General features: G+C 68.3%; 12 protein-coding genes. 7 read left to right on the forward strand and 5 right to left on the reverse strand.

The annotated features are described in order from the left end of the window. Positions 1 to 7 precede the first annotated feature (7 nt). Positions 8 to 556 carry an LppU/SCO3897 family protein gene (locus CP983_RS11955; RefSeq protein ID WP_150499580.1) on the forward strand — a complete coding sequence of 183 codons (549 nt, stop codon included), beginning with the start codon at positions 8 to 10 and terminating at the stop codon, positions 554 to 556. Positions 557 to 645: 89 nt separating this feature from the next. Here the strand turns inward: CP983_RS11955 and CP983_RS11960 are convergent, their stop codons facing one another. Beyond that, entirely contained in the window at positions 646 to 1,017 is a 372-nt protein-coding gene (locus tag CP983_RS11960) for a hypothetical protein (RefSeq protein ID WP_125526519.1), read from the reverse strand. A gap of 196 nt (positions 1,018 to 1,213) precedes the next feature. Here CP983_RS11960 and CP983_RS11965 point away from each other — a divergent pair, with 196 nt between their 5' ends. The 6 genes from CP983_RS11965 (at position 1,214) to CP983_RS11990 (ending at position 15,923) form a co-directional block, all read left to right on the forward strand. Beyond that, positions 1,214 to 1,798 carry a hypothetical protein gene (locus CP983_RS11965; protein WP_107902193.1) on the forward strand — a complete coding sequence of 195 codons (585 nt, stop codon included), beginning with the start codon at positions 1,214 to 1,216 and terminating at the stop codon, positions 1,796 to 1,798. A gap of 254 nt (positions 1,799 to 2,052) precedes the next feature. Beyond that, positions 2,053 to 8,097, forward strand: a complete 6,045-nt coding sequence (locus tag CP983_RS11970; RefSeq protein WP_229915072.1) for a toxin glutamine deamidase domain-containing protein — start codon at positions 2,053 to 2,055, stop codon at positions 8,095 to 8,097. Between the two features lie 47 nt (positions 8,098 to 8,144). Next, complete coding sequence (locus CP983_RS11975) at positions 8,145 to 10,388, forward strand: SUKH-4 family immunity protein (RefSeq protein WP_167537687.1); 2,244 nt, start codon at positions 8,145 to 8,147, stop codon at positions 10,386 to 10,388. 137 nt (positions 10,389 to 10,525) lie between these two features. Continuing rightward, positions 10,526 to 12,724 (forward strand): ATP-binding protein, encoded by a 2,199-nt coding sequence (locus tag CP983_RS11980; protein WP_150499583.1) that lies wholly within the window; start codon positions 10,526 to 10,528, stop codon positions 12,722 to 12,724. Positions 12,725 to 13,012: 288 nt separating this feature from the next. After that, positions 13,013 to 15,046: an SUKH-4 family immunity protein gene (locus tag CP983_RS11985; protein WP_167537688.1), complete on the forward strand. Its 2,034-nt coding sequence runs from the start codon at positions 13,013 to 13,015 to the stop codon at positions 15,044 to 15,046. A gap of 322 nt (positions 15,047 to 15,368) precedes the next feature. Then, the gene (locus CP983_RS11990) at positions 15,369 to 15,923 is read left to right on the forward strand and encodes a hypothetical protein (RefSeq protein ID WP_229915060.1); all 555 of its coding nucleotides are present in this window, start codon (positions 15,369 to 15,371) and stop codon (positions 15,921 to 15,923) included. A 76-nt stretch (positions 15,924 to 15,999) separates the two neighbouring features. Here the strand turns inward: CP983_RS11990 and CP983_RS11995 are convergent, their stop codons facing one another. The 4 genes from CP983_RS11995 to CP983_RS12005 form a co-directional block, all read right to left on the reverse strand. Then, positions 16,000 to 16,341 (reverse strand): hypothetical protein, encoded by a 342-nt coding sequence (locus CP983_RS11995; protein WP_150499586.1) that lies wholly within the window; start codon positions 16,339 to 16,341, stop codon positions 16,000 to 16,002. A 4-nt stretch (positions 16,342 to 16,345) separates the two neighbouring features. Beyond that, a complete protein-coding gene (locus CP983_RS43940) occupies positions 16,346 to 16,516 on the reverse strand; it encodes a hypothetical protein (RefSeq protein ID WP_167537689.1) in 171 nt (56 codons plus the stop codon). An 18-nt stretch (positions 16,517 to 16,534) separates the two neighbouring features. Continuing rightward, positions 16,535 to 17,665, reverse strand: a complete 1,131-nt coding sequence (locus tag CP983_RS12000) for a hypothetical protein (protein ID WP_150499587.1) — start codon at positions 17,663 to 17,665, stop codon at positions 16,535 to 16,537. A gap of 99 nt (positions 17,666 to 17,764) precedes the next feature. After that, positions 17,765 to 18,145, reverse strand: coding sequence for a hypothetical protein (locus CP983_RS12005; protein ID WP_229915061.1), 381 nt, complete (start codon positions 18,143 to 18,145; stop codon positions 17,765 to 17,767). Between the last annotated feature and the right edge of the window lie 30 nt (positions 18,146 to 18,175).

Here is an 18,175-nt window from a genome sequence, read left to right on the forward strand (position 1 = left end):
CCCAGGCATGTCGACGCCTCCTCCGCAGTACCCGAATCAGCCGTACGGCCAGCAGCAACCGCCCTATGGGCAACCGCAGCAGCCTTACGGGCAGCAGCCTCAGCCGTACGGGCAGCAGCCGCAGCAGCCGTACGGATATCCGCAGCAGCCGCAGCCCCCGCAGCAGCCGCGCGGTCCTCAGCGTCCGCCGGGAGCCGCGCTGCGGATGGTGAAGGCGGCCGTCGTCGTCATCGCGATCGTCGGTGGCCTGGGCTACTACGTCTGGGACTACAACACCAGCCCCACCGGCGGCAAGGCGAAGGCGGAGGCCTCGGCTTCGGCGGCCGCCGAGGAGGCGAAGACGCACGACCCGGAGGTCGGCGACTGCGTCAAGGTCGCGGACCCGAAGGGCAAGCCGGTGCCCACGGTCGTCGACTGCGGCTCGCCGGAGGCCGAGTACAAGATGGGCGAAATGCTGCCCGGCCAGGGCCAGGAGTGCTCGGCGAAGTACGACTACGGCATTCAGTACTACAGCAGCCGGGGCTTCGACTACACCCTGTGCTTCACCAAGGTGTGAGCATCCCGTTCATCCGGATCATCCGGTAAATCGGGCTCATCGGGCTCATCGGATTCATCGCGTGGGCTGGGGACGGCTGACCGGGCCCGTCAGGGCAAGGCGTTCCCCAGCGTCGCGCCCACCGCTCCCACGATGATCGCCATCAGGGCCCAGCGGGTGCGTCCGCGTCGGGCCCACTCCACGGCGGAGCCGGCGCAGGCGAGGCCCAGGGCGTGTGCCGCGGTCCATGCGCCCGCGCCGCCGTCGAGGCGTCCCGCGATACCGACGAGGCTGTACAGCGCGACCAGGGCCCCGGCACCCATGAGGGCGGTCCGGGCGCTCCGCGCCTGCTGGGACCGTGCCCGCGCGACGCCCGGATCCGGCAGCTGCTGGAAACGCACGCGGAGTTCATCCGCTTCTTGCCGGACCGGCTCGCGCTCGTCGCGTCCCGCCAGCGTCTGTTCCCCATCGTGCGTAGTCATGACGAGGGAGCGTAATGCCAGTGGTGGGAGATCGAGGCATCGGGCAAGTGCGGTGCGACGGTGGCTCGTCCACAGGCCGCCGAGCGCCCCGCCGACCGCCCTCCCGGATTCGATAGGCTCACGCACCATGTTGCCGCCGCACACCCCCACACCCTCCCCGAACGCCGTCGTCATACGTACCGGCCGCCGGGGCGCCATGACCGGTCTCCCTTGCTCCGTCGTCCTGATCGTGATCGGCGCGGTGGGCGTGTTCGGTGCCGCCTTGGTTGCTACCGGGAACCAGAAGGGCGAGTCGAGCATCGCCGGCTACGCGGGCATGGTGTTCATGCTGGCGCTCGGTGCCCTCGGCGTGTTCCTCTTCATCGGCCACTGGGCGAACCGCCACAACAGGATCCTCGTCGACCACACCGGCCTGTGGGTCGCCGGCAAGAAGGCCCAGAACGTCATCCCCTGGCAGACCCTCGCCGGAGTCGGCCTGTTCTGGAGCAAGCTCGGGCAGGGCGGCAAGGTCTACTCGCTGGAACTGTTCCCCGTCGGCCCGATCGACCGCGACGATCCGGTCCTGTGGACGCTGGTCCGCGACGAGGAGCCCCTGCACCCCGACATGCCCGGCCTGCGCTACCGGCTGCCCTTCCCCGCCGCCCAACAGCAGCAGGTGGTCTCGGCGGTCAGGCAGTACGTACCGCACATCTGGCTCGGCGAGTCCGAGCGCGCGCAGGGTCACATCGGCCGGCCCGACGTGAAGGGACACCGGGAGCGCACCCGGGGCCGTACGCAGTGAGCCGTGGGATCGCGGTCGTCCGGCCAGCGTGATCGCGGTCGGCCGACGTGATTGCAGTCGGCCTGCCGACGTGATTGCGTACCTCTCCGGACAACCGCGGCATCCTGCAACGGATTTGTGACAGCAACCCCCTGAACCAGCCTGCTGGTGAGTCCGTAAACTTTGCGGGCGGCTGTACTCCTGTGTGATTTCCCTTGACGGGTGAGGGAGTTGTACGGCCGTTCTGGCTTACGGGGGTGCTAGCTGCTGTGTCGATGATGCTGCCGGACGAACTCGAGTGGGTTCTCGAGATGCTGGGCTACAGGTGGCCCACTGCGGACGAGGACAAGCTCAGAGACTCGGCCGCGCTGTGGCGCGAGTTCGGCGAGAAGGTCAACGGCCTGCACACCACGGCGAACACCAGCGCCCGGCAGGTCCTGGCGCACAACGCCGGTGAGTCGATCGACAAGTTCTCCAAGACGTACGAGAAGTTCGACGGCGGCGGAGGCGACGGCTACCTCCAGAACGCGGCACAAGCCGCCTTCATCATCGCGAACGTGATGGAGGCCTGCGCCTACCTGGTCGAATTCGCCAAGTGGGCGGTGATCGCGCAGCTGATCGCCCTGGCCATCGAGATCGTGGCCGCGCACGCCGCCGCGCCCTTCACCTTCGGCCTGTCGGAGGTCGCCGGTCTCGGCGCCACCCAGGTCACACGGCTGATCGTGCGCCGCCTCCTCGACGAGCTGAAAAAGGCGTTGATGGAGGCGATCGTCGAGGCGATGAAGGAGCCGGCGATCTCCGCGATCGAGGCGATCATCACCGACCTCATCCGGCAGACCGTGAACGTCGGCTTCGGCGCCCAGGAGGGCTACGACGTCAGCGCCACCATCAAGGCCGGTGGCCAGGCGGGCCTGGACGCCCTGAAGCAGACCCCGCAGACCCTTGCCGAGGGCGTCCGCGACAGCCTGGGGCAGAAGGCCGGCAACAAGTTCCACCACGCGGTGGACAGCCGTATCGACGGGTACAACGGGCCGTCGAGCAATGGCCTCGGGGCCGACGGGGCGGGCGGTGACGGCGGCAGCGACACGGGCAAGAGCGACGGTGACTCCGGCTCGAACGGCTCCAACTCGTCGTCTGATTCCAACTCGTCGTCGTCGAACTCGAATTCCAACTCGTCTTCCGACTCGGGCTCCGGTTCGAGCTCGGACTCGCGGTCCTCGGACTCCTCGTCGGATTCGTCCTCGACACGTTCGACCAACGATGTCGGCTCGAACATAGGTCGCGGTATATCCGCAGACACGGGCGGCAACGACATCGGCGGGCCGGATGTGGGCGCGGGCCCGGACTCCGGCCCGGGTTCGGACTCGGGACGCGACTCGTCCTCGTCGGACTCCTCGTACCCGCGGCCGACGGGGTCCTCCTCGGGCCCGTCCCTTTCGGACTTCGACGACCCGTCGCCCGGCGGCCCGTCGTCCAACGCCGGGGACGGGAACGGCTCTTCCAACTCCCCCAGTTCGTCCGGCACCCCGTCCAACAGCGGCGGCGGCTCCCATGTCTCCGGGCTCTCCTCCCCCACGGCACATTCGGCGCCCACGCCGTCGTCGTCCGGCGGTACTTCGTCGTCGCCTGGGAACGGGGCGATCGGCACGTCGATCGACAGCCTGGCGGCGACCACGCCGACTCAGTCGAACGCCGCGCCGACGACGGCCACGTCCGATCCGTCGCCGTCGAGCTCGGGTGGTCGTTCGGACGGCGGCTCGGCCATTCCGTCGTCGCCTGTCGCCTCCGCCACGGCGGCGGGTGGTGGTGCGGGGTCGCATCACGGCGGTAGCGCGTCGGGCGGTGGCTCGCCCTCCGCGACGAGCCCGACGCCCAACTCGGGCCCGGCGAGGAATCCTTCCGCCGCCACACCGTCTGCCACGGGGACCGGGCCTGCCTCTACGCCCAGCCCGACAGCGGGCACCGGGCCTCGGAGCACGCCGGCTACGACGCCGACCTCAACGCCGACGTCGACGCCGGACGGTCGAGGCGCCGGGGCGGGGGATGGACGTACCGGGCCTCAGCGGGCTCCTGGGGGTGCGACTCCGGGGGACGGGGCCGCGGCCGGGGCTCGTAGTACGGCTGGGAATGCGGCGGGGAGTACGGCCGGTAACACGGCTGGGAATGCATCCGGGAATACGACGCCGGGTGGCGACCGCAGTACGCCGCGGAACACGCCTGGGACGACACCGGGTGATCGGACGTCGCCGCAGAACACCCCGGGCGACCGAACTGCGCCCCGAAACACACCCGGTACGACGGCGACGCCGGGTGATGGCAGCACTCCCCGGAACACACCCGGGAACACGACCCCGGGTGACCGGACCACGCCGAACAACACGCCTGGGAACACGACCCCGGGCGATCGGACGTCGCCTCGCAACACCCCGGACGGGTCGGGCAACACCCGTACGCACACTCCGGGTCAGGACCCCCGGACGACCACCCCGAACCAGACGCCGTCCCATTCGAACCCGTCGCAGTCGAACCCGTCGCAGTCCAACCCGTCCCGGTCGAATCCGTCGCAGTCGAACCCGGCTCAGTCGAACCCGTCCTCGTCGACGCCGTCCAGGACCTCACCGCCGTCGACGAACCCGAATACGAATACGACGACGCCGTCCACGTCGGCCGGTACGGGACCGGACCGCAGCTCGACTCCGAACAGCGGCACGCCGAGCAACTCCAACCCCTCGACGCCGAGCAACCGCACGCCCAACGCGTCGAACCCATCGCCCCCGTCGAACCACCCCACTCAGGGCACGCCCAGCACACCGGGCACGCCGAGCACTCCGAACCAGCCGAGCGCGAGCCCGACGCCCAACAAGCCGACGCACCAGCCCACGGGCAACACACCGAACACCCCGCAGCAGCCGGCCGCGCACCCCGACAAGCCGGAGAACTCGCAGCAGAACCCGGATCAGCAGCAACAGCAGCAGGTGACGCCGGTCCCGATCCACACGGTCGTGACCACCCCGCCGCCCGCGCACGCGGACCCGACCGCGCCCCAGAACCCGGGCTCACCCCAGGCCACCCCCAACGACCCCGGCAACCAGCACCACCCCAACCAGGACAGCCTGGACGACATCCGTGCCGACCTGGACCACTACCCGGGCGGCCTGACCGAGCCGGACCCGGCGGACCAGCAGGCGCTGGCGGACGCCGTACCGCGCAACGACGACGGCACGCCGGAACGCTTCCCGGACCCGCACGGCCCCTGGTCCCAGCTCCAGAACGACGGCGGCAACACGGTCCCGGGCCGCAGCAACAACTGCGCCGACTGCTCCCGCTCCTTCCTGGAGACCTGGTACGGCAACCCGCAGGTCTCGGCGCCGCGCACGGTCGACACCGACGCGAACGGCAACCCCGACTACTGGTCCCCCGAGGACAACGCCAACGACAACCAGATCCGCTGGACGGGCGCGTCGCACGCCTACGCCGGTCCGGGCGGGGACCCCAACACCGCCAACAACATCGCGTCGGTCCTGCAGCAGTCCGGCCCCGGCTCGGCGGCCATCGTCCAGGTCGACTGGCCCGGCGGAGGCGGCCACGCCTTCAACGTCGTCAACCACGACGGCAACATCGTCTGGATCGACACCCAGAGCGGCGACGTCAGCGACCAGCCCCTCCACCTCGACCAGGCGGAACACGTCTGGCACATCCCCCTGGACGCCAACCGCAACCCGATCGACCTGAGCCAGCCGGACGCAACGGACTCCAACCAGGGGACGGACACCTCCCAAGAGGGAACGGACACCTCCCAGGACGGGACGGACACCACTCAGGACGGGTCCGACACCAGCCAGGAGGGACAGGACACCTCCCAGCAGGAACCGGACGACAACTCGAACCAGAGCTCCGACGACTCAAAGCCGGGCCCCGAGACCGCGCAGCAGGACCCGCAGACCGCTGAGGACGGGCCCGACACCACTCAGCAAAAGGCCGACGACTCCCCCGACACGAGTCACAGCCAGAACCAGAACCAGGACCAGCAGACCAACGAGTCGGACCCGTCACCCGAAACGACGGACGACAACCCTTCCGACAACTCGGACGCCACCAAGTCCGAGAGCCCGGACACCACCCAGTCTGAAAGCCCGGACTCCGCCAAGCCCACGGACCCGGAGCCTTCCCAGACCAAGGATCCCGACCCCACCCAGTCCGAGAACCCGGACACCACGCAGACCGGCAACCCGGATTCCAACCCGCACACCGACCCGGACTCGACTCCGCCCACCGACCCGGATTCCAGTCCGCCGTCCACCGACCCGGACGCATCCGAGGCCAAGGACCCCGACGCCGCCGAGTCCACGGACCCGGACCACACGACCCCCGAGGACTCCGCCGACGGCTCCCCGCAGGATCCTTCGCATCCGGACCCGCTCCCGGCCACCGCCACCCGCGACACCACCCCTCCCGGCGGCGTCACCCACCCCACCCCCGCCGAGCAGCAGTCGCTGGAGAACTCGGTCCCGCGAGACGAGAACGGCGACCCCACCCGGCCGCCGGACCCGGCGGACGGCCCCTGGGTCCGCAACATCAACGGCGACGGTGCCGACAGCCCCGGCCGCAACAACAACTGCACCGACGTGGCCCTGTCCACCGTCGACACGTACGCCGGCAACCCCACGGCAGCCGCCGCCCGCACCCCCGACCCCAATCCGGACGGGACCCCGTCGGACCGCGGCGAGAAGGCCGGCCGCGACCGCATCGAGAACACCCTCGGCGCCCGCTTCAGCGACATGGGCAACGGCCGCGGCGCCTTCAACCGCCTGGAGAACACCCTCCGCAACAGCGGCCACGGCTCCCAGGCCGTCATCATCACCCAGGACGCCAACGGCCGCGCCCACGCCTGGAACGCCGTCAACCACAACGGCCGCGTCACCTACATCGACGCCCAGACGGGCCAGCAGAGCTCGAAGCCACTGCACAACGGCAACAACGGCGTCTTCGCCATCCCACTGGACTCGAACCGACAGCCGGTCGCCCCGGACAACGACACGCGGTCACGCCCCGCAACAGAACGGAAGCCCGACGGGCAGACGCCCGAGACGCGAGGTAGTACGGATCGTCGGGTCCCGCAGGATCCCGCAGGGGCGACCCCGGAGGGAGACAAATCTCCCGAGCGGCCACGCGGCAGCGCCGAGTACGAATCCGTTCAGGGGCCGAAGGACACGCACTACGACATGCTCCCCGAGCCGTCCCAGGCTCACCTCCGGGAAAGCAATGAAGTCCGACAGACCGACCTCAGGCCCGTATACGACAACCTCAAGAAGTGGAGCACGGACGGCGATCTCCGTGCCCTCCTGCACGACGGTCTCGCTGCTGAGCAGGGTGGTATCCGTAAGCAGACCCTGATCGATGCCTTGCCCGGGTTCGGGGACATGACCGAGGGGCAGCAGGGAGCCGTCGTCGCGGCACTGGCCCGGATGGACCTGCGCTTTCATGCGACAAGTTCGGTCGGAATCGCGCTCGACCCCAATGCCGACAACCCGAACTCACCCACCAACTTCACTCCGACCACAGACGATCCCGAAAAGATTGAGCGTTCCAACAAGGCTCGTGAGACCATCCAGAAGCTCATGGACAAAGCGGGTATCAAGTCGGGTGGATTGCACTACCACAACAGGTACGACATACCGAATCGAGCTGGCCTGGAAGCGGCCATCGCCGATCGTATCGACGACGGCCAGGGACTGACTGACAGCGAGATCGAGGATGCAGTCCAGCAGGAACTCAAGGCGCTTGAAGAGCACAAGGGTGACTGGTCACGCAAGAACTACGCCGTGGTCGAAGTCCGCGATCCGGAGAATAACAACGAGATCCGATATGTCGTGGACAGCTCACTGCCGATGAGTCAGCCTTGGGGCTCCGGTGTCCACTCAGAGCCGCATGCCATGGACTGGATCAATTCGGTGAACGAAGGGCGCGAAGCCGCGGGACAGCAACCGTTCGAGCCCATCAGTCTCTATACCGAACGCGAACCCTGTGGCCACGCCTCTGGGAACGACTGCTCGGACTATCTGGCGAATGAAGTCGAAGACGGCAAACCCGACGACGAGCTGAGTGAGGGAGAGAAGAAGAACAAGCTCCGCATTCACTACGGTGTCGGATTCCGTAGGGGCGCAATTGATGAGAATGCGGACCTGACGCAGGACGACGGCACCACGATGACCCCCGCCGAGGCCAAGGATGCGGCCCGCGTCAAGTTCAAGGCCGACTTCAACAATTATGTGAACCGAGTCAAGGGTATTTGGGAGAACAACGCCAAGTCGGGTCAGTAGCGTCGCCGGACGCCCCACCACCCATGAAATGGAAGGGATTCACCCCAGTGCCCGAGATCAACGCTGAGGACTGGGCCCGCATCGAGATCTGGCGGGAGCTCCCCGCGCGGCAGCGGCAGGTGTTCTCCGTCATGGGTCCGGCACTCAGCGGGAAGACCGCGTATCTACGAGCGGTACGGGACCGCTGGCCCAGCGCCATTCTGATCGATTGCCGGGGCATGAGTGCCGACACCGTGGCCACGCGCATGCGCGAAGAGTGCCGCGCCGCCCCTGTCGGTCGTCCCTGTGTCCTCCTCCTCGCCAATGTGCAATACGCCGGTGAGGTCCTGACCTCGACCGAACCGGCCCGCGTGGCGAAGATCCTGGCTCCGGGATTCAGGCGGTTCGAAGGCCGTGAAGTCTGGGTCATGGCGGAGTACGACCCGGACCTCGTGGCTCCGCCCCGGGTCGCCGAATACGAAGTCACGCTGCCCGCGCCCACTACGGCCGGTGGGGCTGCCGAAGAGGAACCGGCCGCAGCGATCCGGCTGGGAGCACTGGCCGCCGCTGAACTACGTCAAGTGCCGCTGTCCGTCTGGGGGCTGCTAGTTGCCGCCAGCGATTCTCCTACGACGGCCCAAACCCTCCTCTCCTTCGCCGAACAGCATTCGGATGTCCTCGTCGTGGACGAGGACCGGTCATCGGTCGCTTTCCGGTCGGAAGCTCTCCTCCACGCATGGCGACGCAAGCAGCCATGGGATTCCGCGGCTCAGTCTCGTGCCGTCGAGGCGCTGGTGTCCGCAACCGCGGACGGCGGACCGGGGCTCTGGTCCCAGCAGGGACCAATGAGCCGGTACGCCGCTCATGCTCTTCCCATGCATGCGGCGCTCGCCGGTGCCTTGCCCCGCCTTGTGGACGACGGGCGGCTGCTGGCCCAGTGCTCGGCCACCGCACTGTATGAGGGCCTGGCCATCGCCCATCCCGACGGAGTGCCGTACGCAAGCGTCGCAGCAATGCTGCACTATCTGGAGGTTCAGGGGATCTCTCCCTCGTCCCAGGGTGAGTGGGTGGCCTGGCTCCATCACGCGGCACTCAGCGCGGGGCGTGCGGAGCTGGCCGAACAACTACTCGACGCAGGGGTCCCGTTGCCGTGGCGGACCACTTGGACCCGCTGGCGCCCCATGGGCTTCTTCGGCCGAATCCAAGGCGAGGCCGGCCGTGTCGACGAACTCGGCGTGGCAGACGGCGAGTCCGGCGTGACTGTCGTTACGGCCCGGGACGTGACGACAGGCAGGAACGCCTACCGGAAAGACCGGTACATCCGTCAGGTGTGGGTCCCGGCGACCGGCGAGCCCGCCTCAGCTTCAGTCGAAGTGCAAGCCTCTCTGGCAGAAGGCGATCTCGCCTGGAGCACGGCACGCCGCTCGGTAGGTTCCGAGGCGTCCGCCGTCATCTTCGCCGAACACACGGACAGCGGGTGGCAGCTGGGGGCGTCCACACTGCCTCATCCGCCCAACTGCCCGTCCGCCGTGACACAGGGCCTGTACGTCGACGGGCAGTGGGTGCTCGCCGGTGTCGGAGGACTGTTCGCCGTATCCGTCCAAGCGGCTGGAATCGCGGCACAGGACACGTACCGCAAGCGGCCCCTGGTCGCCGCACACACGCGTCCTGCTCCCTGGCCGCTACCGCCGTCTGCGTCCACTGCTCTGCGCGGTGACAGCATGCGGAACTGGCTCGAGGAGACCTTTGGTGCGGGGACCTGTCATCGACTGACCGAGGATCAGCTCCCCCAAGGGCTGTCCGACCGAGCAGCGCGCAGCTTCCTCACCGAGACAGGGCTGCCGGAGATCGACGACTTCCTGCATCTCGCCATCACCCCGCGCGGCGACAGCTCGCTACCCGAAGTGACCTGGCCCGGTCGCGGCCGCGACGTGCCACGGCAGCGTCGCGCCAGGAGCGAGGCACCCAGCAGCGGCCCGTTCTACGAACTCGGTACCTGGATGTACTCGAGGCTCCTGCTCGACGGCAGTACCGGTCAGCTCTTCAGGGACACCACAGGTGGTTCGCCCGACCCTGTCGCCGGCAGCAGCCTCACACAGTTCTTCGCCATGGTCCGCCTGTACGACGAGTTCCGCAGGACGCACTTCCCCTACGTCACCGACCACAAGGACGCACAGCACAGCCTCGCCAGGTGGTGCGAGCAGATCGATGATGTGGCCGCCCGAGCCGAGGCTTGGACGCTCATCCTTGAGGGGCACGACTTCGATGACAGCACCTGGGACTTGGCCTCCTACGGGGATGAATGGGTCTGAGACCGGGGCGAAGGCCTGTACGAGCTCGATCCGAAGACCGCCACCCCCAAGCTGGTGGCTCCCGTCGCCATCAGTGCGTCTGGGCTCACGTCGGCTGCGTAGGCTGACCGGCCAGGGCTGATCGGAGTGATGAACAAGTGATCCTTGCTGAAGCCGAGCGCGCCGTGAGTGACTGGCTGGTCGAGCCTCGGCAGCGCGGATCGGTACTTCCGGTACTGGGAGCCGCCGGAGTGGGAAAGACCGCGCTTCTGCGCACGATTCACGAGCAGTTTCCCTCGTCCGTTCTCGTGGACTGTCGTGGTCTGACCATGGATGAAGTGGCCCATGGACTGCTCGAGGAATTCGGCATCGACGCCGCAAGCCTTCGGGGACAGGATCCGCTCTTCGACGCCGTCGTGAAAATTCGCCGCGATGCCATCGTGCTGCTGTGCAACGTGCAATGGTCAGGCTCCTCGTTCACATCACGCGAGCCGGATCGAATCGCGGGCCCGTTGGCCACAACATTCGGTGCGCACAGTCGTGGATGCGTGCGAATGGTCGTCGAGGCCGACTCGGCCCGCAGCCGGGTGCACATCCGCCGCACGAACGAGATCGTCCTGGACGACGAACCCGATGGTCCGGATGTCGCGGGGCTTCTCGGCTCATACCCTCAGCTACGCGCACTCGCAGCATCCGAGGTGCGCGACACTCCGCTGCCGGTTTGGGAGTTCCTCTGCTCCGTGCTGCAGGAGCGCACCAACGAGGAATCTCTTCGGCGGCTGGCGCAAGAGCTCCCGGATGTAGTAGCCGTACAGGACACAGCTGCCCAACTCACCGCGGGTCTTGCATCCGATGCGCTGAAGTACGCCATCAGGTCGCACGGCACACTGGCCCCCGCTGAACAACTCGCCGTGGCCGAGGCCCTGCTGGCCTCCTCCACGCGGACCGCCCCGGCATCTCCTGTCTCCGCCGACACGTCTACTCCCGTCAATGACTACGGAGCTCGCGCCGCCGCCGTCCACGCGGCTCTGGGAGGAGGCCTGCCCCGCCTTCTCGACGATCGCCCGGACTTCGTGGCCCTCTGCGACCGGACCGGCTTGCTAGAAGGGATCGCCGAGGCGTGGCCGGACGGCGTGCCCATGGGAGGTACCACCGCCGACGCGCACTACCTGGACGCCGAGGGTGTCGCACCGCAGTCTCAGGGCGAGTGGCTGGCCTGGCTGCACTGGGCCGCCGTGAACCGCGGGCGTACGGAGTGGGCGGACGCATTGGCCGACTCGGCCGCGCGGCTGCCCTGGCGCACCACGTGGTCCCGGTGGCGTCCGTACGGCGTTTTCGGGGAGTACGCCGGCACGAGCGGGGCCGTGGACTTCGTCGAGCTCGGATCCAGCGACGGCATCCCCCTGGTGATGACCCAGCGCGAGATGCCGCTGCCGACGGATGATGAGTCGGAGGAACCGGGCGACGAGCGCTATCTGGAACGGGTGTGGAAGCTGACGGACGGCACAGAACTCGTGGCCCCGTCAGTCGTCGACGTCTTCCTCGACAACGACGGAGAGGTCGACCGCGTGGTCGGCCGCGCTGTCGACCTTCGCCCCGCCGCTTCCGAGCCCGCCCACCCGGAACTCCCCTGTCCCCAACTGCCCCGCAGTGTCCGGGATACGGCGCAGGCCGGGGACGATCGCTGGGTGCTGGGCGGCAGCGGAGGGCTCTTCGCCCTCGATGTACTGGAGCCCAAGGGCCCTGGAGCGGGGCGATCGCGCTGGCCCAGCCCGCTCGTCGCCCCGATCCGGCGTGCGGCGGTCTGGCCCATGCCTGCCGCGCTTCTGGCAGCCGAGGGGCCCGATCGGTCCTGGTTCGCCAGCAGTTTCGGCGAGGAGGCACTCCGCCGGCTTGAGGCAACCGCCATCCCTGCCGGGGTCGTCCACCCCCAGGCGCGAGCCATCCTGACCGGTCTCGGCTTCCCCGCTCTTGACGGCGGCGAGCCGCGCTTCCTGACCACGGTGGCCCTCGACCGGACCGGCCTGGAAGCCACCGAGCCACTGGCGCAGCACGAGCCGGGCTACCGCCTGGGCACCTGGCTCGGCGAGGAAGTGGTCCTGGGCGGCGAATCCGGCCGCGTGTTGTTGGCCTCCGTCGCCGGAACACAGCTGCTCGGCAGCAGCCTGCGGCAGTTCATGACCTTGGTGGCGCTGTACGTCATGTTGCGTCGCAGCGAATTCCCCACGCGCTACGAGGAACGAGACGCTCGCCGTAGCCTCGCAGCCTGGTCACAGCAGATCGACCAGGCGGCCGGAACTTCCGCCCCCTGGAAAGCAGCATTCGGCGGAGAGTTGGACGTCCCAGAATCCTTGTGATGCGCCTGCCCGCCACCCGGTGCCGGCACCCACGGCAGCCCCGAAGCGTACGGACTGAGCCACGGCGTAGGCGCCATTCCGTACTGTCACGACGAAGGGCCGCAGATTCCAGCGATGAGCCGTCAGACACCCACCCCTTCACCAGTATCACCAGAACAAGCCCTGGCCGAGCTCCTGGAGTGGTCGGACAACGGGCCCCAGCGAGTGGCCGAGCTGACCGGCCCCCCTGGGTCCGGACGAACAGCGACTCTGCTCCGGCTGAGTGAAGCCCGCAGCGAGGCGCTGCTCGTGGACGCGACCGGGCTGACCTGTGAGGACGTCATCGATCGGGTCATGACCGCTGCTGGGTTCACCGCCCTGCCTGAGAAGCGGGCGGACTGGGGATTCGAGCTCGAGGACTCCCCGCTCGGTGGCGGGCTGGTCATCATCGTCAATGCCCACCGTGCGGGTCATACTCGACGCTCCACGGAACCCGAGCGCATGGTGAACCGCTTCACCGGTGAACTGGCCGTCGGCGGCGGTCTCAGGGTCGCGATCGAACGGGACCTCCCGGACGTCCGGTTGGGGCACGATCACTTGGTCGTGGCACTGCAACCGAGCAGTTCGGAAGAGGCTGTGGGGCAGCTGCCCGACGGGACGGACGTCGATGCGCTGCGTGCACTCGCACTGGCCGAGCCCCGTCGTGTTCCCGTGCCTGTGTGGACCGTACTCGCCCAGGCTCTGGGGTCCCATGTCGGCCGGTCTCCGGATGTCGCCACGGCGCTGGGGGCCTCTGGTGAGCTGCTGGAGGTGGCGAACGACGGCTGGGTCCGGTTCCGTGATGAGCGGCATGCCGAATGGCTGCGTCTGACCACCGATGCCGAGATCGTACGAGCCGTGAACGCAGAGCTGGTCGCGTGGCTGCGCGATCTGCCCGCGGCAGCGACAACCGGCCAGGGCTCGTACCTGGCACAAGGACTGGCGATGCACGCTGTGCAGGCCGGCGAATTCGACTCCGTTCAGCGCTCCGGTCGGCTCGCTGCCCATATCGATCAAGTCGCCCTGATCGACGCGGCCCGCGCCGACTCGTATGTGGTGAACGGTGATTGCCCAGCCGGGGACGCGGTCAACTTGTGGATGTGCGGCGTCGATTCCCTGTCCCAGGGCGAATGGGCATCGTGGCTGCACCTGATGAGTACGGCGCGTGGCGATGCCGAGACCGCCGCACAGATCGCCTCTTCCGGCCAGCCACTGCCGTGGCAGGTGCGCTGGGCCCATTGGCGGCCGCCGGGTGCCGTGAACTCAGCGTACCTTCGGCCCGGTCCACTGGGGGATCCGGTCATCGCCCCTGAGGACTATCTCCCTGGCCGGCACGCCGTTTACGCTCCGGGGGAATGGGACGAGCGCTACCGGGTCTGGGACGCCGAAACCGGCGAAGAGCTGGCCGGACCCTGGCCGGAGGCGCTCCCGGCACCGGGGCGGCGCGAGCCACTCTGGCTCACCGACGTGGAACGCAACGTCACACCCGACTGGGACGATCTGACCGTGTTCGACACCCTGGAACCCCCCTTCGTGTCGGATCAGGTGAAGGTCGGTGACCTCCTGGTCGTGACCGGACTCGGCGGCATTTTCACGGTCGAGCTCCACGACCCAGCCGTAAGTCCGCACATCAGCAAGGTGCACGGGGAGCCCCTCTTCGACGACTCCGGTTTCCTCCCCGCACTGCACCACGGGACAGCACGGCGCCGAGGCTCGTACGACCACGACCTCTTCGAACCGGGCGTCGTACGACTCCTGCCCACCGACCTCTTGCCCGAGGGGGTGACGGACGCCGAGGCACGCCGCGTTCTCACGGAGGTCGGACTGCCCGCCTTCGAAGGCGCCGCAATCCGGCTGGAGGCTCTGGACGAAGTGGGGCTGCCCCAGCTCGCCCCTGACGCCCTGTCGGCAGAGGGCGTCCCAGGTGCGTACTACAAGATCGGTACGTGGGGGGCCGGCGACCTGGTCCTGCACGGCGGAACGGGGCAGGTCGTCCTGTTCGGTGCGGACGACTGGAGCAACTCAGACGACGACTTCGATGCCTACTTCGACGACGAGCCCGACGAACACGGCGACGGCGACGGCCAAGGGCAGGAAACCAGCACCGTGTTGATCGCCGGCAGCCTGGCCGCGTTCATCGGCCTGCTCCAGCACTACCTTGTGGCCCGGTGCATGCTGGCCGCGGCGGGGAGCCGTATCGAGCGCGTCGCGATCAGAGACGACCTGGAGGATACGCTGTCGGACCTCAACGACGCGGACACGAACACCAGTTACTGGACTGCCGCGCTGCGAACCACCGACTGACGATCCTCCTGATCGGCCTTCGCGCCAGCGTGAGTGGTTGACGCCGCCGCACCGGACGGTTCGGCGAATCGCATCATCCTCCGCGCCCTTCACACCGCCCGCTCCGCCCCCGACGGCCCTCTCCTGATCTCACTGATAACTTGCTGTTCCTACTCGATCACTCCGTGGGAATCCAATGAGCCAGCCGCCCTTCCAACCACCCCCGCAGCCTCCTCAGCCGCCGCAGGACCCCAACAACCCGTACATGCAACCGGCCCCGCCGCAGCACGCACCGGGTTTCGGCCCACCGCCGGTTCCCGGTCAGCCTCCTATGCACCCCGGCATGCCCGCTGCCCCAGGACAGCCGGTGCAACCGATGTACCCGATGCAGCCCACCCCACCATTCCAGGCGCCCTACGGGCAGCGCCCGACCGCGAGCGGTCATCCCGTAGGGGCGGTCTTCCTCGGATTCTTCGCGTCGGTCATCGTCTCGTTGCTCTACAGCGGTCTCATCCTGGCCACGTACGAGGATCAGACGGTCACCCAGGCCAACACCATGTACCTGGTGCACGCGTTGATCAACGGAGCGATCGTCGGCTGGTTGATCGGCCTCGTGGGTCACCGCAACACAGGCGCCCACGTCAGCGGTGCCATGATCGCCGCGGCCGGCGCCTTCTTCGGCTACACCAACGCCCTCCCGCTGATCATCGCCGACCGCCAGTCACCCGCCGCCATCGGCGACATGATGGAGGCCGACCCGCTCATCCCGGCCAAGGCCTGGTGGAACAACGAGTTGGAGGGCGGCGTCGACTGGTTCTCCCCACTCGGGCTCCTGCTCGCCGCGGCGGCCGCCTGGGGTCTCGCGTACCTCATCGGCAGCAGGCGCCGCCAGGTGTGACGTCAGGTCAGGTGCCGCTCCGGGCCGCCCTCTTGGGCCCGGTCGGCTGCCGAACGGAGCCTTCGGTCGGCCTACTTCAGCGGAACGCTGGACTGTCACCAAGACTCGCCACCGCCACGGCGACGCAAATAGCGGCCAACGCCCAACGCGTACGACCACGCCGGGCGAGCAGAAAGCCCAAACCGCCGAGCACCGCGCCCACCGCGTACGAGGCGACCCAGACGCCCGCCGAATCACCCGCCCCGAGCCGTACGACGGTGAGGCCGAGGCAGACCACGACCACCAGGCCCGCGAACGCCACGTGCATCCCACGGGCCCGCCGCGCCTCACGCTGCCGGCCCTCCTCGAGGTCCGCCCGCCCCTGAGCGCGGAACCGCTCCCGCAGCTCCTCGCCATCCCCGCCCGGCAGCAAGCCCATCGCGCTACGCCCCCTCGATCGACGCCAGGAACAACGCCGACGGCAGCGTGGCCGCGGCACGGCCGAGCCCCGACGCCGGCGTCGCGGCCAGGCAGACCTGCACCGCACCGACGCTCATGACACGGGCCCGGGAGAGGAAGAGGTCGAGGTCACCGGCCCCACCGAAGCAACTCATGACGCGGGCTCCCAGCTCCTAGACGGCGGCGTGATCGTAGCCACTGCTGCCCACCTGCGGAAAGCCGTCCGCCGCGGAGAAGCCGTTCACAGCAGCGGACATGACCACGCCGAGCGCGGCCAGCGCCGAGGCGAACGTATCGAATGCCTTGGCCGCCTCCGCCCACATCTGCATCAGCCGGATGGCCTGTGCCGCGGCCAGCGCGAACATGGCGATCGACGCGGCCTGCCCGCCGACCGGGATGGCGTTGACGGCCTGCGCGGCGAGCAGATTCACCAGCCAGATGACGAGCAGATCGGAGAACATCACCAGGAACGACTTCAGGAATTCCGCGAACTGGAACGCCATCTGCGCCGCCTGCGCATAGCAGGTCTGGAGAGACTTGAAGGTCTCCTTGATCTCCTCGAGCTTCCTGGTGAACTCGTCGAAGTACACGGTCGCGGCATTCGCGGCATTGCCGTCCCAGCTCAGACCGACGTTCTGCGTGCCCTTGCGGACATTGGCGGCGACCGCATCGCAGAAGGAGGCGAGATTGCCCCATACGTCGGAGCAGTCGTTGTACTTGTTCCAGTCGCCGAACACCCAGTTCGTGCATTCGGCGAAGGGGTCGAAGTCGAAGAGCAGCTTGCACGCCTCGACCGCCATCGCGGACGGACTGCCCAGGTCGAGGACGCTGCCGAGCGTCTTCTGCACCGGGTTCATCTTGTACTCGTCGGCGTGACCGGACGCGTATTTGACGATGGGGTTGCTCGGGTCGCCGGGCGCCTTCAGTACGTCGACGGCGTCGCTGGCATCGGAGAAGTCCTGCGGGTCGCCGCCGGAGCCGCCGTCCCCGACTTTGGAACCCGGGTAGGTGGCGTCGAGCTTGGCCGCCGTGTCCCGGTCCGTCTCCCGGTAGTACTTGGCAGTCCCCGTCAGTTCCTTCTCGGAGGACTCCATCAGGCTCTTGACCTTCTCCAGAGCCTTCTTCGCCTCGGTCACGTACTGGTCGTGGTCGCCCGCGACGAGGTCCCAGGCGGCTCCGCCCACGGAGTTGTCGATCTGAGCGTTCGTACCGGTGTACGACACGGCCTGGGCGCTGCCGTCGGCGGCACGCCCCACCAGTTTCGAGAAGCCGTCGATCGCGCCGGGCTCTACCCGAAAGTTCACATCTCCCCCATTGCCTGCATCAGATCGACGACCGGCGGTCCGACCTCGGCCGCGAGGTCACCGGCCACGGCCCGTCCGTCTCCCCACTCAGTCGTGGGCTCAGTACAAGGACCAGCCACTACCGTCGTGACGCGACTTCGTGCCCGACCGGTTCTCGGACTCCGTACGCCGCTCGTCGTCGAGCTGCCGCCGCTCCTCCTCCAGCCGACGCTCCCCGTCCGCGGCGAGCGCCTCACGTTCGCTGTCGGACATGGCGGCCCATTTCTCGGCCAGCGGGGCGGACTGTACGACCGCCTCCTCGGCGTAAGCGGACACATTGGCCGCTTCCCGCAGCCCCATCCGTCCGGAGAGAACCTCCTGGGCCATCTCCTTGAGCGCCGGACCGCCGAGTCCCGAGGCGAGATGCTCCAGGGACTTCCGCAGGATCTTGGCCTGTGCGGGATCCTGCTGGGTCATCTCCAGAAACTCGGAGTCGTCCACGCGCTTTTCGGAACTATTCGCGGCGCTGTC

The organism is Streptomyces chartreusis, from assembly GCF_008704715.1.
GTDB lineage: Bacteria > Actinomycetota > Actinomycetes > Streptomycetales > Streptomycetaceae > Streptomyces > Streptomyces chartreusis.

Bases quoted from the DNA above. Each gene is read 5' to 3' on its own strand.
- CP983_RS11955 (WP_150499580.1), top strand. From the start codon at position 8: ATGTCGACGCCTCCTCCGCAGTACCCGAATCAGCCGTACGGCCAGCAG.
- CP983_RS11960 (WP_125526519.1), bottom strand. From the start codon at position 1,017: ATGACTACGCACGATGGGGAACAGACGCTGGCGGGACGCGACGAGCGC.
- CP983_RS11965 (WP_107902193.1), top strand. From the start codon at position 1,214: ATGACCGGTCTCCCTTGCTCCGTCGTCCTGATCGTGATCGGCGCGGTG.
- CP983_RS11970 (WP_229915072.1), top strand. From the start codon at position 2,053: ATGATGCTGCCGGACGAACTCGAGTGGGTTCTCGAGATGCTGGGCTAC.
- CP983_RS11990 (WP_229915060.1), top strand. From the start codon at position 15,369: ATGCCCGCTGCCCCAGGACAGCCGGTGCAACCGATGTACCCGATGCAG.
- CP983_RS11995 (WP_150499586.1), bottom strand. From the start codon at position 16,341: ATGGGCTTGCTGCCGGGCGGGGATGGCGAGGAGCTGCGGGAGCGGTTC.
- CP983_RS43940 (WP_167537689.1), bottom strand. From the start codon at position 16,516: ATGAGTTGCTTCGGTGGGGCCGGTGACCTCGACCTCTTCCTCTCCCGG.